The organism is Streptomyces sp. NBC_01260 (assembly GCF_036226405.1).
GTDB classification, from domain to species: domain Bacteria; phylum Actinomycetota; class Actinomycetes; order Streptomycetales; family Streptomycetaceae; genus Streptomyces; species Streptomyces laculatispora.
In genome coordinates this window covers 8,020,711-8,041,099 of the sequence record NZ_CP108464.1, presented here as the reverse complement: position 1 = coordinate 8,041,099, position 20,389 = coordinate 8,020,711, and the positions used below count along the sequence as shown (strand labels likewise).

The following is a 20,389-nucleotide window of genomic DNA, read 5'->3' as shown; positions in this document are numbered from 1 at the left end:
TTCCAAGGGGTAGTTGCGGCTGCGGGGTCCAATGAGCCTTCAGGTCCGGTTGACGGCCACTCGTACGGGGACGGTCGACGGGATCAGATACTGGACCTCAACGCAGGCACGGATGAGGAGCACGACCAATGACCAGCGACAATCGCATAGGACCGCCCAGTTTTGGCAGCGAACGCGACGTGCTGCGGGCTTTCCTCGACTACCACCGCGCAACCCTCGCCATGAAGTGCGAAGGGCTCACCGACGAGGAGCTGCGGCAGCAGTCGATGCCGCCGTCCACGCTTTCGCTGCTCGGTCTGGTGCGGCACATGGCGGAGGTGGAGCGTGCTTGGTTCCGTCGAGTGTTCGAGGACAACGACGCGCCCATGGTCTGGTCCGACAAGACCGACTTTCAGGCAGCGTACGACGCGAGTGCGTCGACCAGGGACGAGGCGTTCGTGGCCTGGGATGCCGAGGTGGAGAACTCGCGCCGTATCGAGCGGGAGGCTGAGTCCCTGGACCAGGCCGGGTATCAGCCACGATGGGGCGAGGAGGTGTCGCTGCGGATGGTGATGGTGCACGTGCTTCTGGAGTACGGCCGCCACAACGGGCACGCGGACTTTCTGCGTGAAGGTGTCGACGGGACCGTGGGCGCCTGAGGCCGCGGGAGCCATCGATCTCCAGATGCTGATCCGTTCCAGAGAATCGCCCGCGGGGTTGGAAGGAGGGAGTCCAACGTCAGTGTGTGAAGACAGAGTTGGACTCCCTCGCCACCGCACTCTATGTGAAGACCGACGACCTGCTGAAGGACTCACCGCACCTGGCGCCCTGGCGTCCTGCGGTCGGGATCGCCCCGCAACTGACCGATGCCGAGCTGGTCACGCTCGCGATGATGCAGGCCATGCTGGGCTTCACCTCCGAGGCCAAGTGGCTCCGCCACGCCCGCGCCCACCTGCGGCATCTCTTCCCCTATCTGCCCAAGCAGCCCGGCTACAACAAGCGCCTGCGCAAGGCGACCGAGCTGCTGCGGCGGGTGACCCGGGTGCTGGCAACCGACACCTCTGTATGGAGTGATGACGTGTGGATCGTGGACTCCACGCCGGTGGAGTGCGGACGCTCCCGCGAGACCGTCAAGCGCTCCGACCTGGCCGGATGGGCCGAGTACGGGTACTGCGCCAGCCACAGCCGCTTCTTCTGGGGCCTGCGCCGCACCTGGTGTGCACCCTGCAGGGCCTGCCCATCGCCTTCGCGCTGACCGGGGCCAAGGCCGACGAACACGAGACCCTGCTGGACCTGCTCGCCGCCGAACCGGAACTGGTCGCCGCGCGGGCCGGGCAGACGCTGATCGGCGACAAGAACTACTTCGGCCGCGCCTTCGAGCACCAGAGTTGGCCGAGCAGGACATCCGGCTGCTGAGGCCGGCCCGCAAGGGCGAGCCGGAGCGGGCCGGGGCACCCCTGTTCAAGCCATTGCGGTAGGTCATCGAGACCTTCAAGGGCCAGCTTGACCTCGAACAGCACCGAGGCCGCACACCGGGCGGCGTGGTCGTCCGCGTCATGCAACGCATCCTCGCGCTGACGGCCGCGATCTGGCACAGCGGCACACCAGCCAGCCCGTCCTACGCTCACTGACCGCCTACGACCACTGACCCCTTGGAATCGATCGTCTAGAGGGTCCACGCCGCTTCGCGCCGGCGAGGAGATCGTGTGTGAAGGTCGGCCTTCCGCGCCGGTGGCCGCCCGGTGCCGCGTGGCAGCGCGGCCGGCCACCGGTCGGGCCCGCTCCCCCACCGCCCGCCGGATCCCGTGTCACCCCCGGGCTTTGCTCCAGGCCTCGCTGTTGAGGAAGTGGGTGTCGTACAGCTCCTGGACCTCCAGCAGGCTCTCCGGCGGCACCTTGCCGTAGGCGATGCACTCCAGGTGGCGGAAGTACTCGAAGCGTTCGACGCCCGGGGTGATGACGATGAGGATGTCGGCGTCCTCTCCGGGCGCGGCGGCGAAGGCGTGCGCGAGGCCGGGCGGGACGATGACGAGGTCGCCGCGTTCGGCGGTCACGAGCTGCTCGCCGGAGAGCAGTTGGGCCGTGCCGTCCAGTACGTAGAACAGCTCGGCCGACCGCGAGTGGTGGTGCGGCTTGGCGCCGTCCGCGCCGTTGGTCAGACTGACCCGCTGGGTGGACAGCGCGCCGCCGGTCGAACTGCTGTCGGCCAGCAGCCTGATGGTGGTGGGTGCCCGGCCGATCACTTCGGCGTCGGCGGAGCGGACGAGTACGGACTCGTCGAAGTCCGGCACGATCAGCGACATCTGTGACTGCTTGCCTGAAGAACGGTCAATTCCGTTGTGGGGACGGACCCCGGTGTCAGACGGCGAAGAGGAGAGCGGTGTCGATCAGCATGACCACGGCCGTGGCGAAGCGCTCCGTGCACCGTCGGGGGCAGCCGCACCACGGATGAGCGGACACCGCGGGAAGCGAGGGAGAGCGTCAACTGCGCATTGGCCAAACGGGCCCGTGCCCCCTCGAACGGCACAGCGGCATCGGAACTCCGCCCGTCCCGCTCGGTCCCGACCCGCCCCGGCGCGAGCCCCATCGTCCCGGAGGCGATGACGAAGGGCCGGTCGGAACCCGCGAGCACCTCGCCGAATACCTCGATGGCCGCACGGTCCGCATCGGCGGCACCCTGGAAGTTCCCCGAGAAGGCGATGTCGTGCTTGAACGCGAGGTGGATCACGCCGTCCGAGGCGTCAGCCGCGCTCCGCAGGCCGTCGAGATCGTCGAGATCACCACGCCGCACCTCGGCCCCGGCCGCGTCGAGCGCGGCGGCCGAGGCGTCCGAGCGAGCGAGTCCGACGACCTGATGGCCCGCGCCGATGAGCTCGGGAACGACGGCGGAACCGATCCAGCCGGACGCTCCGGTGATGAACACACGCATGGGAAACCTCCCGGGTAGCCGGCCGTCCACGCCGCGACGGGCGCGGCGGACAGCCGATGTCAGCGACTGTCATCAACGTACACCTGATGCCAGTCACTGTCATCACATAGAATCGCCACCATGAGTCGATGGGAGCCGAACGCACGCGGCAGGCTGGAACAGGCCGCGATGGATCTCTACAGCGAGCGCGGGTTCGAACAGACGACCGTGACCGAGATCGCCAGGCGTGCGGGGCTCACGGAGCGGACGTTCTTCAGGCACTTCGCCGACAAGCGAGAGGTCCTGTTCGCGGGCGCGTCCAGCCTGCAGGACCTCTTCGTGGACACGCTCGCGGGCGTGCCCGGGTCCGCGGCGCCGATCGACGCCGTCGCCGCGGCACTCGATGCTGCCGCGGCCGTCTTCCAGGACCGTCACGAGTACGCCACGCAGCGCCAAAAGATCATCGCCGCTAACGCCGAGCTGCAGGAACGCGAGCTGATCAAGCTCGCGAGGCTGTCCGCGGCAATCGCTGACACGCTGCGTCGGCGAGGCGTCGCGGACCCGGCCGCGAGCCTGGCCGCCGAGGCGGGGATCGCGGTCTTCAAGGTGACGTTCGAGCGTTGGATCGGCGGAACCGGCCGGCCGGACATGCCACAGCTCATCCGTGAGTCGCTCGACGAGCTCAAGGCCGTGACAGCGGGCAGGTAACCACCGTTCCGGGCCCCGCACCGCCCGTTCCCCGCCCGCCACCCCTGACGGGTACAGACGGGTGCCGAGATGCCGACGCCCACATCAGCGCATACCTTCCACTTGGCTCATGTTTGCACTTCGGGAGGTGCTGATGCGGAAGGACGGCCGCACGCGGCGCCGGGCGTTCCGCGGCTCCGCCGTGAGGGCGGGCAGGGCGCCGGCCCGTGCCGCACCGGCCGGCCTGCTCGTGGCCGCGCTCCTGCTCGCGGTGCTGCCGTCCCCGTCCTACGCCGGGGCACAGCCCACCGGTCCGGACCAACTGTACCGGTACGGCTACTCGCTGGGCTTCCATCCGTTCACCAGCCCCCACGACGTGCGCGGACAGCTCACCGACAACTTCTGGCTGTTCCCGGTGAGCGGTGACTGCCCGGCCGTGATCCGTCCGGCGGACGAATGCGAACTGCTGGGCGGAAACCCGGTCCGGGTGGAGGCGATCGGGTACGACAGCCTTCAGATCGCGACGCTTCCCGGCCATGACCTGGGCGAGGGCCTCCACATCCGTTTCGCGTTCACCCGCAGCCTCGGTCTGCACTGCCTGGTGGTCAGCGCCTGGCAGAACAGACCGACCCGGTGCACGGAGAGGACGCTGTGCAGTGCGGCGAGCCGTGCGGGTGCCTGGGCTCTGTGGCGCGTCCTTTCCGAGACCCTGACGATGTCCGCTTACGCCGCCTGACAGGGCCGGGCAGGAGCAGGATCGCCGAACGCGACGGGCGGGAGGGCGACCGGCCGACGAGTACCGGCAGACGGACGACCGGCTGCTCCCGGGGGCCGGGTACCGGTCCCCCGGACCCTTGACCGCACGGCCCCGGTGCGGCTCAGCGCGTGTGCACGAGGGTGAGGTGATGCGTGCCGTGGGTGAGACCGGTGACCGTCACACGCCGGCTGTCGCCGTGCACCCCGGGTCCGTACGCCCGGTCGTCCTTCCACAGGATCCTCCGTCCGGAGCGCACCGTGACGTGCCGTCCGTCCGTGGGCAGGGCCACCGAGCCGCGCGTACCCGGTGGGACCCGCACGGTCAGGGCGAAGGTCCCGCCGTCCTGGTTCCACTCCACGCCGAGCGGCCCGTGCGGCGTGGGAAGCCGGCCCTGCGCCCAGCGGACCCCACCGGGGTTCGGCCGCACCTCCCAGGTGGCGTAGCCGGGTGAGGTCGGCTTCGCGCCGAGCAGTTGGTGGGTGAGGGCGGGCAGCACACCCGTCGACCAGCCGTGCGCCATGCTCGTGTAGCCCTGTTCGTACAGCGAACCGTCGGGGCCTATGCCCTCCCACTGCGTGATGCCGGGGTCGTGACTGTCCATCCAGCCGTAGGTCCGTCTGATCTGGTCGATCGCCGAGTCCGGCCGACCGGTCTCGAAGCGCGCCACCAGCTCCGGATAGGACGTGAAGGCGTACACGCGCTGGGAGGCGCCGCCGAACAGCGTGTCGTTGTCCATGAAGGCGTTGCCGTACCTGAGCCTCGTCGTCGCGTCGAGGTGGGCCAGCGCCGAGGCCGCCCGCTCCTCGTCGGCGACACCCGCGGTGATGGCGATGGCGTTGCCGTCCTGGGCGTGCCTGACGGGGCCGGTGGCGGAGTCCAGATAGGCGCCCGCAGCCGGGTCCCACAGATGGTCGTTGATGGCCCCGGCCACCTTGTCTGCCCGCTTCGACCAACGCTGTGCGTCCGTGTCGTGGTCCAGGAGCCCGGCGATACGTGCCGCGTCGCGCAGCGCCTGCACGTAGTTGGCGTTGTAGTAGGTGACGCGGCCGGTGCGGCCGAGGAACGCGTAGTCGCCGTAGCCGGACGTACCGTTCAGCCCCTTGCTGAGCAGCCCCGCCTCGTCCGTCACGCTCGGGTACCAGGTGTCGAGCACCTTCACCAACTGCGGGTAGTAGCGCGCGGCGTATTCCTGGTCGCCCGTGTACAGCACGTAGTCCCAGCTGCACGTCACCCACCAGAGCGGATAGTCGAACAGCGGGAGGGAGTAGTTGTTGATGGACGCCGGTGGGATCCACCCGTCGTCGCGCTGGTGGTCGGCGAGGTCGGCCAGCACATTGCGGGCGGCCTCGGCCGCGTCGTCATGGGTGAGGTAGAGGGTCCGCCCCGCCACCGCCACGTCCCCGACGTACGGGTCCCGGTCCCGCTTGGGGCCGTCGTGCAGCACCAGCTTTCCGTCCAGCGACGGGCTGAAGGCGTTGCGCGGGTCCACGTCGTCGCGGCGGAAGGTGTCGACGACCAGTTCGTTGGTGTACGAGGCGCCGTACCAGTAGCGGTTGAGCTCCTCGTCGGAGCACAGGAACCATCCCCGGTAGGAATCCGGCGTGCCGAGATAGGCGGTGAAGTCCAATGACACGGCGTCGATGGCCACTTCGCCCCACGGCTGGGCGGCCGGCGCATCGGACGGCAGCGCGTCCAGCGTGATCTTCAGGTAGCGGAAGCCGTGCAGCCCGTCGGCGTACAGCTTGTCATCGCCCGAGCCGAAGCCCTTGGTGTCCTTCCACTTGGCACCGCCGGCCGGTACGGCGTACTGGTCGGTGCCCCGGCCCGCGCCGCCCGCCTGGTCGCCGCGGGTGAAGTCGGAGCGTTCGGTCAGGTACTGGAGCGTCTCGGAGAACGCCAGGCGCACTCCGGGGCTGTTGTCGGAGGCCCGGGTGAAATCCACCTCCGGGTAGCCCACGACGACCTTGCCGAAGTCGATGGTCACGCTGGGAGCGGTGACCGGGTCCACCGCGTCCGGCCAGACCTCGTTGACACGGGTGAACACCCCCTGCCCGGCGTCCTGAACGGCCGTGACGGCGATGCGCACCCGGTCGGTCGCGACCGGCGCGTCGAAGCGCACGGCGCGCTGCACGTCGGTGTTTCCGGTGACCGCGGCGACGGTCAGCCAGGCGGTGTCCGCCCATGCCTCGACGGTGAAGTCCGCGGGCACGCCGTCGGCGTTGGACACCACCGTCACACCGGGCAGCCGCTGTTGCCCGGGCAGGGTGATGGTCAGCGTGTCGGGGAACGCGCCCTCGGTGTCGTCGTTCCAGAAGGTGTCGGGGTCGCCGTCGATGGCGTTGTCCGCGGCGTAGGTACGCGGGCGGCCGTCGCTCCCGTTGTTGCCCGCGTGCGTGGACGACGCCTCGGCCGTGGTGCCCTGCGGCCAGCGGGGGGCGGCGGGCGGCCGGGCGCGCCGCAGTACGGTGACCCGGCCTCCGGGTGCGAGCAGCGCCCCGGGTTCGGACACGTCCCCCGCCGTCCGCACGATCCCCACCGGCCGCACGGTCCGGTGCGACGGCCCCTGGACATAGCGGTGCCACGAGCCCCCGCGCTCCGGCGCGGCCCCTGCGGCGGCCGTCGTGCCGGCTGCGACGAGCGGCAGCCCGGCCGCGAGCGACGCCGCGCCGCCGACGCCCGCTTCGAGTACGGTGCGCCGCGTCGGCCCCTGCTCCTTCTTGCCCACACTCGTCACGTCCCGACGTCCTTCCGTAGCCGCGCATCACCCAGGCGTACATGAATCGTTTCAATACCAAACGTCACGGCGACGCTATACGAGGCGGGCGACCCCGTACAGGGTTGCGGAGACGGCTGTCTCAGGCGTGGAAGCCGTTGCACGAGACGGAGGTGTACTTCGTGGGGCCGCCTTCGACGTGGTAGATCACCACGGTCCAGTCGCCCCGGTCATCCCCCACCGGGATCGCGTCGAGGGTCTTTTCACTGAAGTGGGCCCGGAACGCGTCCGGGTACGTGAGCTCGACGGCTCCGCCGGAGGACCAGTGGGAGTAGATGTCGACGGGCTTGCTGGTGAAACCGATGCCCTTGGCTTCGGACCGGAGCGGCCGTCCGGTGGCGCGGTCGGTCTCGTGCGGGGGCCGCACCCCCACGGAGACGTAGTAGGGCGCGGGTCTCTTGCCCTCCCCCGCGTCCTCGAACCGCAACGAGACCGAGGCGGTGCCGGAGCCGGTGGTGTGCGAGACCGAGGAGATCAGACCCGACGGTGGAAAGGACTCGGGAAAATGGTCCGGATCGCAGCGGCCGCCGCCCAGAGCGGCATTCTTCGAACGGTCCGACTTCCAGCGGTCCTTCGAGACGCGGTCGTTGACGATGTGGTCCGGCGGGCGGGCCGTCCTGTCGGCGGTCGCCGAACGGCTCGCGGCCGGACGGCCGGACGTGGTGGCCCCGGGCCCGGGTGCCGCGTCGGTGCCCTTGCCGTCCGTCTCCGGGAGCAGCCAGACCGTGACCGGCACCGCGAGCGCCACCGCGCACAGGGCGGCCCAGGTCCTTCCCCGCCGTGGGCGCCGCTGCTGGTCCGGGGCGGCGTACGGGGTGCTGCCGGACGGCTGCGCGGGAACGTCCGTCGCGGGTCTCTCCACCGGCTGGTCGGCAGGCTCACTCCCCGCCCGTCGTGTCACGGCGAGCACCGATTCCGGCTCCGCGTGTGAACCGGACGGCATGAGCGGCGTGTTCGAGTCCCCTGGTACGAGGACGGGTTCGGCGGCGCGCACCAGCGCGTGGTAATGGGCGTCCGACGCCAGCGGTGAGTCCACCCCGCACAGCGCGATCACGGCGGCCGGCTTCGGCCGCTCCGCCGGATCCTTGTCGACGCACATCCGGATCAGCGCGGCCAGGTCCGTCCGCACTCCCGCCAGGTCGATCTCCTCGTACACGGTCCGGTAACTGACCGACGCGGCGTCGCCCGTGCCGTACGGCGGCCGGCCCGTCGCCGTGTACGCGAGCGTCGCACCGAGGGCGAAGACGTCCGCCGCCGGGCCCACCTCGTTGCGCAGCAGGACCTCGGGAGCCGCGTAACCGGGCGTCCCCGACACCATCCCGTCCCGGGTGAGAACCGACTGTTCGAGCCCTCGTGCGATCCCGAAGTCGATCAGCTGCGGTCCCTGCGGCGAGAGGATGACGTTGTGCGGTTTCAGGTCCCGGTGCGTGACGCCGTGTACGTGGACCGCGGCCAGTCCCTCGGCGAGCGCGGCCAGCAGCCGCAGGGCACTGTCCGGCGGGAAGGGGCCGCTCGCGCCGACGGCGCCGCGCAGCGTCGGCCCTGCCACGTACTCGGTGGCCAGCCAGTAGGGGGACGTGTCGAGCGACGCCTCGATCAACTGGGCGGTGTACGCGCTGCGCACGGTCTCGACGGTCGCGGCCTCGCGCCGGAACCGGGCCAGCGCGTCGGGGTGATCGCTTATCTCGTCACGGATGACCTTGACTGCCACCAGTCGTCCACCGGGCGACCGGCCGAGATACACCTGCCCCATACCGCCCGCGCCGAGGCGGGCGAGCAGTTGGTAGGCGCCTATGCGCGCGGGGTCCTGGGGCCTCAGTGCGTCCACGGCCCGACTGTGCCACAACCGCACACGCCGGGCCACAACTCCCGCCCGAACATCCGGGGTCCACGCATCCGAGCCGCGACCCCGTTGATCCGGCCGGTGTTCCGGACCGGGACGGAAGCCGTTCTCGGCCCCGTCCCGGTTCGGTCCGTCGCGTTCAGTGCGAGTCGGTGGCCTCGAACCAGGTGGGTCCGTCCGTCAGCGACTGCTTGATGCGCAGGAGCGCGAACTCCTCCAGCGGCGGCAGGGCGTCGACACCGAACCAGCCCACCTCCAGCGACTCGTCGTCATTGACCCGGGCCTCGCCGCCGGTGGCCCGGCAGCGGAAGGTGACGTCCAGGTACTGGCACCGGTCGCCGTTCTCGTACTGCATGGGCGGCAGTGCCTGGGTCAGCACCACGCGCTCCGCCACGCAGTGCACCGCCGTCTCCTCGTACACCTCGCGCTCCGCCGTCGTCGCCGGCTGCTCCCCCGGCTCGCAAATGCCTCCGATGACCGACCACTTACCGGTGTCCGCACGCCGTCCGAGCAGCACTCTGCCCTCGTCGTCGAAAACGACGGCGGTGACGCCGGGCAGCAGGAGCAACTGTTGACCCGCTGTGGCGCGGATCTCGCGGATGAAGTCAGGAATTGCCATGAGCCGACCCTACGTGGCGCGCGGAGCCGCTCAGCGGCCGCGGCGCACCCGTACCGCCCGCGCGGCCACCCAGCCGAGGCCGATGACGGCGAGCAGGGACAGCACCCCTTCGGGCAGCGGTCCCATCCGGGTCGCGGGGGTCAGCGAGGACCGCAGCGGCACCTCGTCCACCAGTGCGTCCGGGGTGAACATCTTCGTCTTCTGGACGACGGTGCCGTCGGGGCGGATGACCGCGCTGACGCCGCTGGTGACCGGGACGACGACGGACCGGCTGTGCTCCACCGCGCGTACCCGGGACATGGCCAGCTGCTGGTAGGTCATCTCGCTGCGGCCGAAGGTCGCGTTGTTGCTGGGGACCGCGATCAGCTGGGCCCCGTGCTCGACCGTGTCGCGTACGGCGTCGTCGAACGCGGCCTCGTAGCAGGTGACGAGCCCGACGTAGGTGCCGGAGAGGTCGAAGACGCCGACCTTCTTGCCCGGTCCGAAGTCACGCTGCACCCGGTCCACGTCCGAGCTGAAGACGCGCACGAAGGAACGCATCGGCATGTACTCGCCGAACGGCTGGATATGGCGCTTGTCGTACGTGGCCACCGGGCCCTTGTCCGGGTCCCACTGGATGAGGGTGTTGCGCAGGTTCCCGGTGTCGGGCTCGACGACCGCGCCGACGACGGTCGGCACCCCGATCGCCTTCACCGCGTCGTCGATCACGATCCTCGCGTCGGCGTTGCGGTAGGGGTCGAGGTCGGAGGAGTTCTCCGGCCACAGGACGAAGTCGGGCTGCGGCACCTTGCCCGCCTTCACGTCCCGGGCGAGCTGCTCCGTACGGTTCGCGTGGTTGTCCAGGACGGCGCGGCGCTGGGAGTTGAAGTCGAGGCCGAGCCGCGGCACGTTGCCCTGGATCGCGGCGACGGTCGCGGTGCCGTCCTCGGCCGAGTCGTCCACCAGCGGCAGCGACGCGAGCGCCGCCGCGACCGGCACCAGCACGGCAGCCGCGGTCGCCGCGGCGGCCAGGCGAGGCAGTTCACCGGTGGCACGGTGGATTCGGAACCGGCGCACCGCCTCGAAGAGCCCGAAGCCGCACAGCACCACGGCGAAGGAGAGCAGCGGTGTGCCGCCGAGCGCCGCGAGCGGCAGGAACACGCTGTCGGCCTGGCCGAAGGCGATCCTGCCCCAGGGGAAGCCGCCGAACGGCACCCTGGCCCGTACCGCCTCGTCCAGTGCCCAGACCGCGGCCGCCCAGAACGGCCAGCCGGCGAGCCGGGACACGGCGGAGATGCCGATGCAGCCCACCGCGATGAAGAGTGCCTCGGCGGCTGCCAGGGCCAGCCACGGCACCGGGCCGACCTCTTCGCCGGTCCAGTGCAGCAACGGCAGCATGAAGCCCAGTCCGGCGAGCAGACCGAGCCCGAACGCGGCGCGGAGCCTGCGCTCGAACAGCACCCAGCCGAGCAGCGCGAACCCGGGCAGAACCAGCCACCACAGGGGCCTGGGCGGGAAGCTCGCGTACAGCATCAGCCCGGAGAGCACGGCTGCGCAGGGGCGGGCGAGCCGAGGCAGCAGGCGCCTCGCTCGGGGGACGGAGGCAGGCTGCTGCGGGTCGCCGACCGGGGCGATGGTGGTGCTCACCAGGCGGAGTCTACGGTGGCCGGCTGTGCGCCCGGCAGCCCTGTCCTGGTGGCGGAATCCTCACCGCCGGATCGTTTCTCCGCATCTTCTGCACATATGCCCGCCGGGGCCGTTAATCTGTGCGCCAGTCCCCCGCCGACCGGCCGGATCCGGCCGTCGCGCACGGGACCGTCACAGGCCGGGGGCGGACGTGATGACTTCATCCACAGAACGAGGGCCGGCGGGCGGCACCGCGTCCGACGCTGCCGGAGCGGTGATTCTCGCCGCCTGCGCGATCTGGTCCCTGATCAGTGCGGCGGGCCGGGAGACCCGGCCGGAGGGCGTGCTGCTGGCTCTCCTCGCCGTGGCGGCGGGTTTCGCCTGCGGGCGCATCTGCGGAACGCTGCTGCCGGTGGCCGCCGCGACGGTCGCCGCGCTGGCCGCCCTCGTCATGGCGCTGCTCTGGCGCGACGGTGTGCCCGGCGCCACGGCCACGATGGACACCGCGCCCGGACACACCGGGGCGGGCGCCGGGCTGCTGGTACTCGCGGCCGGGGCCGCCTGCTGCGCGGCGGCCGCGGCCCGCCGGGACTCCCTGCGGTTCACTCTGCGGCTGCTGGCCCTGGGGGCGGCCTGCGCCTCCCTCGCCCTCGGCTCGGTGGCGGGGTGCGCGGCGGCGCTGGGAGTGCTGCTGTGCTCACTGGCCTCGGCCAGGATGCGCCGTCGGCTGCCCGCTCTCGCCGGGCTCGCCCTGGCCACCGGTCTGGTCGTCGGTGTCTCCTGGGCAGTGGCCGAGGACGTGCTGCCCGACGGGCTCACGGTCTCCCTGGAGGGCCAGCTCACCCGGAACCGGGTGCAGCTCTGGCAGGACGCCGCGCGACTGGCCGGGCAGCACCCGGTACGCGGCATCGGCCCCGACCGCTTCGCCGAGCTGAGCCCCACCGCGCAGCAGACTCTCCACTCCGACGGCAAACCGCACTCGGCGCCGCTGCAGCAGGCAGCGGAGCAGGGGGTGGTGGGGGTACTGCTGCTGGGGGCCGCGTTCGGCTGGCTGCTGTACGTGCTGTATCGCTCGCCGCGCGGCACCCCGGTCGTCCTGACCGCCGGTGCCGCGCTCACCGCACTGGCCGCGCTGTCCGGTGTCGGAAACGCGCTGAGCTTCACGCCGGTGACGGCCGGGGCCGGTCTGCTCGCCGGGCTGGCGTCAGCCAGACGGCCGATCGGGGACGGCGGGCCGACTCGCGACCTCGGGACGGAACGGTTGCAACAGGTCGGGGACGGTGCCTGAGGCTCCGGCCGGGGCATCGGTGCGGGGTCTCAGGCTCCGGCCGGTGCGCCGGTGGCCGGCAGGTGCAGCCGCTCACGGATGAACCGGACGCCCGCCTCCGCGTCATCCACCGTCACCGTGAAGGTCCTGCCGTCGCCGAGCCGGAGCACCAGGCCCTCGCCCCGTCGCACGACCACCGCGGTGCCCTGATCGGGGCGCCAGCGGTAGCCCCACCCGCCCCACTGACGCGGCGTGACCCGGGGCACGAACTCCGCGCCCACCACATGGGTGAGCAGGATCCGGCGGCGCGGCAGTCCCATGTGGCCGCAGCGCACTTCGAGGGCGTCGCCATCGACCCGCACGGCCACGTTCACGAAGGCGAGCGTGCCGAAGAGCATCAGCAGTCCGGCCGCCATGCAGCCGATCACCGACATCAGCAGCGGCACGATGCCGGAGGTCCAGGTGGAGCTCACGGCGAGCTGGATGCCGAGCGCCAGACAGGCGGCGCCTGCCGCGGCGAGCACCCACTGGGTCCGGTTGGTGGCCCGGCCGGTCCAGACCGCCGAGTGGGAGTCGGCTCCGGTGGGCCTCGGTTCTCGGGGATGGTCCCTCATGCCAAGCAGCGTACTGAAGAAACCGCGCGGCGGAACGGGTCCAACGGCTCCCGTCGGGTCGTCGGACGGTCAGCGGGCGGGGCTGACCACCGCGAGCCGAAGCCCTTCCGGGTAGGCCAGAGCGGCTTCGGGCATCTCGGACTCGCCGCCGCCGAGGAGCACGACGAGTCCGGCGCCCGGTTCGGCCGACGGAGCGGGTACGGCCCCGATCCGGCGCAGTGCCTGGGCCGCGACGGCTCCGGCGGAGCCGTGCAGGACCACGGGGGGCCGGCCCGGCTGCCGCACGGCGTCGCGGATGCGCTCGGCGACCAGTTCGTAGTGGGTGCAGCCCAGCACGACGGCCTGTACGTCGGGCGGGGTGAGTGCGGCGGCCGCGGCGAGGGCCCGGTCGATCCCCGCTTCGTCCGCGTACTGCACGCCGTCGGCGAGACCGGGGCAGGGGACCTCGGTGACGGCCGCGGAGCCGGCGAAGTCCCTGATGAGTGCGCGCTGGTACGGGCTGCCCGTGGTCGCCGGCGTGGCCCAGATCGCGAACGGGCCGCCGGCTGCCGCGGCCGGCTTGATCGCGGGGACGGTGCCGATGACCGGCAGGGCGGGTTCGAGCTCCGCCCTCAGGGCCGCCAGCGCGTGCACGGAGGCGGTGTTGCAGGCCACGATCAGTGCGTCGGGCCGGTGGGCGGCGGCCGCGCGTGCCACCGCGAGCGCGTGGGTCGTCACGTCTTCGGGGGTGCGCGGACCCCAGGGCATGCTGTCGGGGTCGGAGGAGAGCACCAGATCGGCGTCCGGCCTCAGCCGGCGTACTGCGGCGGCGGCGGCGAGCAGGCCGATTCCGGAGTCCATGAGCGCGATCTTCACCCGGTCACCATAGTCGACCACCCTTGCGGTCCCCACTCAGTGGGGCAGACTTCGGCCAATGACCGCCATTGTCTGGATCGCCGTGGGTTCACTCGCCGCGTGGGTGTGGCTGCTGCTGGGGCAGGGGTTCTTCTGGCGGACGGACCAGCGGCTGCCGGACCGCCCGGCCCCCGCGCACTGGCCGTCCGTCGCGATCGTCGTCCCCGCACGGGACGAGGCGGACATGCTCCCGGTGAGCCTGCCGTCGCTGCTGGCGCAGGACTATCCGGGAAGGGCCGAGATCTTCCTGGTCGACGACTGCAGCACGGACGGCACCGGGGATCTCGCCCGTGCGCTGTCCGTCCGGTACGGAGGACTGCCGGTGACCGTCACGTCGCCCGGGGAGCCCCGGCCCGGCTGGACGGGCAAGCTCTGGGCCGTGCGGCACGGCATGGCGCTGGCACGGGCCCGGGACCCGGAGTACCTGCTGCTCACGGATGCCGATATCGCGCACGAGCCGGACAGCCTGCGGGAACTGGTGGCGGCCGCCGGGTCGGGCGGGTTCGATCTGGTCTCGCAGATGGCGCGGCTGCGGGTGGAGAGCACCTGGGAACGGCTCGTCGTACCGGCCTTCGTCTACTTCTTCTCGCAGCTCTACCCGTTCCGGTGGGTGAACCGGGCGGGGGCGCGGACGGCGGCGGCCGCGGGCGGCTGCGTACTGGTGCGGACCGAGGCCGCGGTACGGGCGCGGGTGCCGGAGTCGATCCGGCAGGCGGTGATCGACGATGTGTCGCTGGCCCGTGCGGTGCAGCGCAGCGGCGGCCGGATCTGGCTGGGGCTCGCGGACCGGGTGGACAGTGTGCGGCCGTATCCGTGCCTGGCCGACCTGTGGCAGATGATCTCCCGGAGCGCGTACGCCCAGCTGCGGCACAGCCCGCTGCTGCTGCTCGGCACGGTGCTGGGGCTCGCGCTCGTCTACCTCGCGCCGCCCGTGACGCTCGTGGCGGGACTGCTGGGCGGCGATCCGGCGGCCGCCTGGGCGGGTGGCGTCGCCTGGGGCGTGATGGCCGGGACGTACATGCCGGTGCTGGGTTACTACCGGCAGTCCCTGTGGCTGGCACCGCTGCTGCCGTTCACCGCACTGCTGTACCTGCTGATGACGGTCGATTCGGCGGTGCAGCACTACCGGGGCCGCGGTGCGGCCTGGAAGGGGCGTACGTACGCCCGTCCCGAGGCCGCACCGGACCGGTGAACGGCAGGCTCACTTGCGGCCGGGGGTCCAGTTCATGCCCCAGCCGTAGGCCTGGTCGATGGTGCGCTGCGGGCTCACTCCGCGCTGCGGCACGAGGTAGCGGGCTTCTCGCTGCACGGTGAAGTCGCCCCCGTTGTTGCTGATGAGGGCGAGTGCGCAGACCGTGGACGGGACGGTGCACTCGTCGAGCGAGAAGTCGATCGCGGCGCCGTGCTGGGGCTGAAGGGTCACCGTCGCGTGCAGATCGGCGAAGCTCCGGGCCCCTTCGTAGATGGTGACGAAGATCAGGATCCGGCGGATCCTGGCCTTCTGGTCGAGGTTGATGGTCAGGTTCTCGCCGGAGGCGACGGCGCCGGTCCGGTCGTCGCCGTCGAGGTGGATGTACGGCGGCTGCTGAAGGGCGCCGAAGGCGTTTCCGAGCGCCTGGACCACTCCCTTGCGTCCGTCGGTCAGTTCGTAGAGAGCACAGAGGTCAAGGTCGAGATCCGCGTGGTTCGCCACGGCCCGGCCGAGTTTGCTGCCCCACCCCTTGAACTGCTTGCGCACCTCCCAGTTGAGATTGACGCGCATGGATCCCGAAGTGCCGCCCTGCTTCGCGAGCGAGACCGACGGCGCTTCCTTGGTCAGCGTCACCTTGGTGAGCCGGACGGGCTGGGTGACAGGAGGTGCGGGGGGTACGGGAGGGGCGGGAGGCGTCATCGGGGCGGCGGCCGGCTGCGGTGGCGGCATGGAGGCAACCCGTGTCGCCGGGTTGGGCTGTTGGGGTTGCGGAGGCGTTTGGGGCTGAGGGGCTGTTCGCGGCTGCTGTGGTTCATCGACGGAAATCCCGAAGTCCGTGGCAAGGCCTTCGAGTCCGGTCCCGTATCCCTGGCCCACGGCCCGGAACTTCCAGGAGCCCTGGCGCCGGTAGAGCTCACCGAGGATGAAGGCGGTCTCGACCGTGGCGTCGGCGCTGTCGAACCGGGCCAGCTCGGAGCCGTTCGCCGTGTCCATGATCCGTACGTACAGCCCTGTCACCCGGCCGAACGTGCCGCCGTCCGACGAGGCGGCCAGCACGATACGGTCGACGACGGGCTCCACCCGTGCCAGATCGACGGCCAGGGTGTCGGTGGTCGCACCGCCGGCGACCCGCTTGCCCTCGTGGCTCACCGCACCGGACGCGTGGCCCGGCTGGTTGTAGAAGACGAAGTCCGCGTCGCTGCGTACCTTTCCCGAACCGAGGAGAAGGAGCGCCGAGGCGTCCACGTCCGGTGTCCCGGGGGCGGTGCGCCACCCCAGTTCGACGCGCACGGCCTGGGCCGCCACTGGAACATTGGTTCCTTTTAGCATGGTCATGCTCGCCCCCATCACGAGTCCGGCTGCCGAGACCTTTCCCGGTCAACCTAATGCCCTCCCACCGCAGAACCCACAGCGGCACCGGGAGGCGTCCCGGCATCCGCCGGTAACCCCCCGTGAACTCGCTCTCTACACGGTCAAGACGCGTCCGGGAGCCCTTTCTCCCAAGTTCGCGCGCATCGGGGATCGTGATCCACTCACCACGTGAGCCTGCCCAGCGGGCCGTCGACGCGGGGGCGATATGGGCCCCGGCCGGGCCTCGCCCGCCCGGGGCCGGGGGCCGCCACATCCGACGGCCTCCGACTCCGGGTGATCAACAGCAGGTGACGGGGCTCGGCGCCCTTCCTGGCACCGGGTGCAAGCGGCTGACGGCCGCGGCGCCGATGCCGCTGCCCGGCGTAGGTCTCGTACTCGGCGATCTTCGGGGTGCCGGTCGAGCCGGTGATCTCGAACGTGATCTTGCGCAGGGAGGTCCGGGGGAAGGTGATGGCTCCCGCACCGCTGCCGGAGGTCAGCACGGTGCCGGTCTCGCCGTTGACGACCCGCCAGGCCCCTAAGAAAATCTGCCCGGTCGGCAGCGTAGAAGGTATCCCCCTTCGAACCGTCAACGACCGCAAGCTCAACGTGCCGCTCCGCGTCGCGTCGCACGGAACTGTTCAACGAGGACATGCAGCAGTCGCCCGGCCGCGAAGGCATCCCGAGCCGCTCTTCGGCCGGTGAGCCAACCGCCCGGAATCCGCTGGACACGCCGAAACTCAGGAGCAACCACTTTCATTCACAGGCCATGGGAACCGGTGCGCCTCACGGGCTCCCCGCGGCCGGGCCGTCGTCGTACAGCGGACCGCCCGTCAGCCTCTTCGCCGCGATCGCGCCCCGGATGCCGGAGGACTGTCACTCATGACGTCCGCCGCACAACACCCCGGCCACCGGGGGCCTTTCCGCTCCCCGACCCGAGCTCCAGCCACAGTTCGGCGAACCGGTCGAGCAGCCCGGCCGCAGCTGTCACATCGTCCGTCAGCGGCCGGTCGGCCAGCTCCGCGTCGAGCACCGCATCCGCCAGCCCGAAGGCCCGGCCGACGGGCAACGCCGGGTCGAGCCGCATGTCCCGCTGACGCAACGCCCGGACAGCCGCGACATGCAGAACGCCCTCGCCATGGCCCTGCCGAACGGCCTGCAGATCCTGCCCCACGGCCGGGCCGAGGACTCCGACGCGTTCGTCGTCACCCGGGAAACCGCCGACACGTACGGTCTCACGTCCCTCGCCGATCTCGCCCGGCACAACGGGAAGCTCGTCATCGGCGCGGCCCCCGAGGTCAAGAAGCGCACGGTGGGAGCAGTGGGCCTCAAGGACGTGTACGGCGTGGAGTTCAAGGAGTTCAAGTCCCTGGACTCCTCGGGACCGCTGGTCCAGGGCGCCCTGAAGAAGGGTGACGTGGACGTCGCGAACCTTTTCACCACGGACACCGACATCGCCGCCGAGCACTGGGTCGTCCTCACCGACCCCAAGAACCTGGTCCCCGGCCAGCACATCGTCCCGCTCATCGCCGACCGCAAGGCCGACTCGACGGTCCGTAAGGCGCTCGCCCGGCTCGGCAGCGCGCTGACGACCGAGGACCTCACCGAGCTCAACCGCCTGGTGGACAAGGACAAGAAGGACCCGGAGGACGTCGCGAGCGACTGGGCGGCGCGGCACGGGATCAAGTAGCGGCCACTGCCGCACCGCAGGGCACACCAACGAGAGGCCGGGTAACCAAGTCATGGCAGCTGAAGACCTGGTGGAGCGGCGCTCCATCGACGTCGTCCCGGACGGCGAACGGCACGGGACCGCGTTCAGTCAGTTCACCCTCTGGCTCGGCGCGAACCTGCAGATCACCGCAGTCGTCACCGGCGCGCTCGCCGTCGTCTTCGGCGGCGACGTGGTGTGGTCGGTGGCCGGCCTCCTGCTGGGCAATCTGCTCGGCGGCGCCGTCATGGCCCTGCACTCCGCGCAGGGCCCGAGGCTCGGCCTGCCCCAGATGATCCAGCGAGCGTGGTCTGCGCGCCGGCCTTCATCTACCTGAGCATCCGCCTCCTGGACCGCGTGGACCTGTCGGCGCTGCTCGGCGACGCGCACTTCGATCTGCCGGTGTTCCTGCTCGCGGTGTCGCTCTCGGCAACCTGGCAGCTCGCCTTCGGGCCGTACGTCGCGGACTACTCGCGCTGTCTGCCGCGTACGACGTCGGGCCGGGCCACCTTCTGGTGGACCCTGTCCGGGTCGGCCATCGGCTCGCAGTGGTCGATGACGTTCGGGGTGCTCGTGGCGGCGAGCGCGGGGGACGCGTTCCTCGCCAACCAGGTCGGATACGTGGTCGGCCTGGGCGGTGCGGGCCTGATCGCGTCGTTCCTGTACTTCGTGATCGCGTTCGGCAAGCTGACCATCAACGTGCTCAACACCTACGGCGGCTTCATGTCGATGGTGACCGGCATCAGCGGATTCCGCGGCCAGAAGACACTGTCGCCGCGCGGCAGTGCCGCGTACATCGCGGTGATCATGGTGGCGGGAACAATGGTGGCGCTCCTGGGCAAGGACAGCTTCCTGACGTCCTTCAAGGACTTCCTGCTGTTCCTGCTGACGTTCTTCACGCCGTGGTCGGCGATCAACCTGGTCGACTACTACCTGATCTCACGGGAGCGGTACGACATCCCGGCGCTGTCCGACCCGGGGGGACGCTACGGCGCCTGGCGCCGGGACGCCCTCACGGTCTACGGGGTGGGCATCCTCGCCCAGCTCCCGTTCCTCGCGACGCACTTCTGCACGGGCCCGCTGGTGGATCCGCTGGGCGGCGCGGACATCTCCTGGATGGTGGGTCTGGCGGTGCCCGCGATCCTGTACTGGTTGCTGGCCCGCCGCGACACCTCACACGTCCCGCAGGAGACGCGGTACGCCCTCGTGCCTCCCCGGTAGCCCCCGCCGCCGTCTTCTCCGTGGCTCCGGAACGGGCCTGCAGCCTTCGGGGCCGGCGTGGCGCTCCCCCGCTGTTGACGACAATGCCGGTCCGGTCCGTCAGACAATGCGGGGAATGGCCTCGGAGCTGTTGGTGGCCCAGTTGGTGACGATGGGCTTGTCGACGTTGGCGGCCTCGGGGAGCTTGAGCTCGGCGGGGTTGGGGTCGTCGTCGGTGGTGGCGATGATGACGTTCTCGAATTCCTTGCCGTCATTGTTGTTGGTGGTCTTGGGGCTGATGCCGGCGTACGCGACGTTGGAGCCGGTGAGCTTGATGGGGTCTTCGCCCCCCTGTCCGACGGGGGAGGCGACGCCGTCGGCACCGGAGCCGAAGGAGACGCTGGGGGTGTTGACGTCCAGGTAGCAGGTGATCCCCGACTTGGCCTTGGCGGTGACGAGGTAGTAGCCGCCGGCCTGGGACTCCGAGGTGAGCGTGAGATCCAGGTCGTTGGTGCCGCAGGCCTGCCCGTAGCCGCTCTTCTCGCCGTCGTCGGAGCCGGTCTTGCCGGTGGAACCGCCGGTGGACTTGGAACCGCCGGTGGAGCTGGAGCCGCCGGTGGAGGAGTCGCCGGCGGAGGGGCTGTCGCTGGAGGAGCTGTCACTCCCGCCGCTGCCGTCGGAGGCGACGGTGGAGGGGGCCGCGGAGCTGCCGGTGTCCGTGGTGTCCTCGGGGCCGCAGGCGGTGGCGGTGGCGGCGAGGGCCGTCACCGCCGCGGCGGCCAGGACGAGACGGGCGGAACGGGCGGCGAGACGCGAACGCATTATGATCTCCAGCGGCTTTGAGTTGCGGTGTTTCCTGCTGACACCGACAACACTAGGGCCGAGTCGATCCTGAAATGATCCTGTAAATGTCCAGGTTCTGTCTCAGCAACTTCGGTTCCAAGAAACGGCATTGGATCACACCAACCGCAGCTCAGGGGCCATGTCCGTGAC

General features: G+C 70.9%; 14 protein-coding genes and 6 pseudogenes. 8 read left to right on the top strand and 12 right to left on the bottom strand.

All coding sequences use genetic code 11. The annotated features are described in order from the left end of the window. Positions 1-128: 128 nt before the first annotated feature. Positions 129-638 (top strand): DinB family protein, encoded by a 510-nt coding sequence (locus OG322_RS35770; RefSeq protein WP_329307469.1) that lies wholly within the window; start codon positions 129-131, stop codon positions 636-638. An 86-nt stretch (positions 639-724) separates the two neighbouring features. Continuing rightward, a pseudogene (locus OG322_RS35765) lies at positions 725-1,627 on the top strand (IS982 family transposase). A 160-nt stretch (positions 1,628-1,787) separates the two neighbouring features. On the opposite strand, the gene OG322_RS35760 reads toward OG322_RS35765, so the two are convergent. Further along, a complete protein-coding gene (locus OG322_RS35760; RefSeq protein ID WP_124286322.1) occupies positions 1,788-2,282 on the bottom strand; it encodes a cupin domain-containing protein in 495 nt (164 codons plus the stop codon). A gap of 113 nt (positions 2,283-2,395) precedes the next feature. Further along, positions 2,396-2,908: pseudogene (locus tag OG322_RS35755) on the bottom strand (NAD-dependent epimerase/dehydratase family protein); the annotation flags it as partial. 120 nt (positions 2,909-3,028) lie between these two features. Here OG322_RS35755 and OG322_RS35750 point away from each other — a divergent pair. Both OG322_RS35750 and OG322_RS35745 read left to right on the top strand, forming a co-directional pair. Further along, complete coding sequence (locus tag OG322_RS35750; RefSeq protein WP_123467227.1) at positions 3,029-3,595, top strand: TetR family transcriptional regulator; 567 nt, start codon at positions 3,029-3,031, stop codon at positions 3,593-3,595. 109 nt (positions 3,596-3,704) lie between these two features. Then, positions 3,705-4,310 carry a hypothetical protein gene (locus OG322_RS35745; RefSeq protein WP_241200470.1) on the top strand — a complete coding sequence of 202 codons (606 nt, stop codon included), beginning with the start codon at positions 3,705-3,707 and terminating at the stop codon, positions 4,308-4,310. A gap of 142 nt (positions 4,311-4,452) precedes the next feature. Here OG322_RS35745 and OG322_RS35740 read toward each other — a convergent pair whose 3' ends face one another. From OG322_RS35740 to lnt, 4 genes are all read right to left on the bottom strand, one after another. Beyond that, the gene (locus OG322_RS35740) at positions 4,453-7,065 is read right to left on the bottom strand and encodes an alpha-L-rhamnosidase-related protein (RefSeq protein WP_124286319.1); all 2,613 of its coding nucleotides are present in this window, start codon (positions 7,063-7,065) and stop codon (positions 4,453-4,455) included. Positions 7,066-7,186: 121 nt separating this feature from the next. Next, the gene (locus OG322_RS35735) at positions 7,187-8,932 is read right to left on the bottom strand and encodes a serine/threonine-protein kinase (RefSeq protein WP_123469547.1); all 1,746 of its coding nucleotides are present in this window, start codon (positions 8,930-8,932) and stop codon (positions 7,187-7,189) included. Between the two features lie 154 nt (positions 8,933-9,086). Next, the gene (locus OG322_RS35730; RefSeq protein WP_123467231.1) at positions 9,087-9,566 is read right to left on the bottom strand and encodes an NUDIX hydrolase; all 480 of its coding nucleotides are present in this window, start codon (positions 9,564-9,566) and stop codon (positions 9,087-9,089) included. 30 nt (positions 9,567-9,596) lie between these two features. Next, the gene (gene lnt, locus OG322_RS35725; protein WP_266412819.1) at positions 9,597-11,192 is read right to left on the bottom strand and encodes an apolipoprotein N-acyltransferase; all 1,596 of its coding nucleotides are present in this window, start codon (positions 11,190-11,192) and stop codon (positions 9,597-9,599) included. Positions 11,193-11,385: 193 nt separating this feature from the next. On the opposite strand from lnt, the gene OG322_RS35720 reads away from it, so the two are divergent. Next, positions 11,386-12,459, top strand: coding sequence for an O-antigen ligase family protein (locus OG322_RS35720; RefSeq protein WP_123467234.1), 1,074 nt, complete (start codon positions 11,386-11,388; stop codon positions 12,457-12,459). A gap of 29 nt (positions 12,460-12,488) precedes the next feature. Here OG322_RS35720 and OG322_RS35715 read toward each other — a convergent pair whose 3' ends face one another. Together OG322_RS35715 and OG322_RS35710 are read right to left on the bottom strand one after the other, a co-directional pair. Beyond that, positions 12,489-13,052: a hypothetical protein gene (locus OG322_RS35715; RefSeq protein ID WP_123467236.1), complete on the bottom strand. Its 564-nt coding sequence runs from the start codon at positions 13,050-13,052 to the stop codon at positions 12,489-12,491. A gap of 69 nt (positions 13,053-13,121) precedes the next feature. After that, positions 13,122-13,907, bottom strand: a complete 786-nt coding sequence (locus tag OG322_RS35710; RefSeq protein WP_266412818.1) for a glutamate racemase — start codon at positions 13,905-13,907, stop codon at positions 13,122-13,124. A gap of 58 nt (positions 13,908-13,965) precedes the next feature. On the opposite strand from OG322_RS35710, the gene OG322_RS35705 reads away from it, so the two are divergent. After that, on the top strand, positions 13,966-15,138 hold the full coding sequence (locus OG322_RS35705) for a glycosyltransferase (protein ID WP_266412817.1): 1,173 nt from the start codon (positions 13,966-13,968) through the stop codon (positions 15,136-15,138). A gap of 9 nt (positions 15,139-15,147) precedes the next feature. Here OG322_RS35705 and OG322_RS35700 read toward each other — a convergent pair whose 3' ends face one another. The 3 genes and pseudogenes from OG322_RS35700 to OG322_RS35690 form a co-directional block, all read right to left on the bottom strand. Further along, positions 15,148-16,485 carry a TerD family protein gene (locus tag OG322_RS35700; protein ID WP_123467242.1) on the bottom strand — a complete coding sequence of 446 codons (1,338 nt, stop codon included), beginning with the start codon at positions 16,483-16,485 and terminating at the stop codon, positions 15,148-15,150. Positions 16,486-16,865: 380 nt separating this feature from the next. Further along, positions 16,866-17,027 (bottom strand): annotated as a pseudogene (locus OG322_RS35695) (pectate lyase); the annotation flags it as partial. A 341-nt stretch (positions 17,028-17,368) separates the two neighbouring features. Next, positions 17,369-17,608: pseudogene (locus tag OG322_RS35690) on the bottom strand (histidine ammonia-lyase); the annotation flags it as partial. Between OG322_RS35690 and OG322_RS35685 the strand changes: the two are divergent. Together OG322_RS35685 and OG322_RS35680 are read left to right on the top strand one after the other, a co-directional pair. Further along, a pseudogene (locus OG322_RS35685) lies at positions 17,609-18,178 on the top strand (ABC transporter substrate-binding protein); the annotation flags it as partial. A 52-nt stretch (positions 18,179-18,230) separates the two neighbouring features. Next, positions 18,231-19,417: pseudogene (locus OG322_RS35680) on the top strand (purine-cytosine permease family protein). Positions 19,418-19,516: 99 nt separating this feature from the next. Here the strand turns inward: OG322_RS35680 and OG322_RS35675 are convergent. Further along, positions 19,517-20,218, bottom strand: coding sequence for a DUF4232 domain-containing protein (locus OG322_RS35675; RefSeq protein WP_266412815.1), 702 nt, complete (start codon positions 20,216-20,218; stop codon positions 19,517-19,519). Positions 20,219-20,389 lie beyond the last annotated feature (171 nt).

Coding starts and splice junctions, on each gene's coding strand:
- OG322_RS35760 (WP_124286322.1), bottom strand. CDS start 2,282: ATGTCGCTGATCGTGCCGGACTTCGACGAGTCCGTACTCGTCCGCTCC.
- OG322_RS35715 (WP_123467236.1), bottom strand. CDS start 13,052: ATGAGGGACCATCCCCGAGAACCGAGGCCCACCGGAGCCGACTCCCAC.
- OG322_RS35675 (WP_266412815.1), bottom strand. CDS start 20,218: ATGCGTTCGCGTCTCGCCGCCCGTTCCGCCCGTCTCGTCCTGGCCGCC.
- OG322_RS35745 (WP_241200470.1), top strand. CDS start 3,705: ATGTTTGCACTTCGGGAGGTGCTGATGCGGAAGGACGGCCGCACGCGG.
- OG322_RS35770 (WP_329307469.1), top strand. CDS start 129: ATGACCAGCGACAATCGCATAGGACCGCCCAGTTTTGGCAGCGAACGC.
- OG322_RS35720 (WP_123467234.1), top strand. CDS start 11,386: ATGACTTCATCCACAGAACGAGGGCCGGCGGGCGGCACCGCGTCCGAC.
- OG322_RS35700 (WP_123467242.1), bottom strand. CDS start 16,485: ATGGGGGCGAGCATGACCATGCTAAAAGGAACCAATGTTCCAGTGGCG.
- OG322_RS35730 (WP_123467231.1), bottom strand. CDS start 9,566: ATGGCAATTCCTGACTTCATCCGCGAGATCCGCGCCACAGCGGGTCAA.
- OG322_RS35750 (WP_123467227.1), top strand. CDS start 3,029: ATGAGTCGATGGGAGCCGAACGCACGCGGCAGGCTGGAACAGGCCGCG.
- OG322_RS35705 (WP_266412817.1), top strand. CDS start 13,966: ATGACCGCCATTGTCTGGATCGCCGTGGGTTCACTCGCCGCGTGGGTG.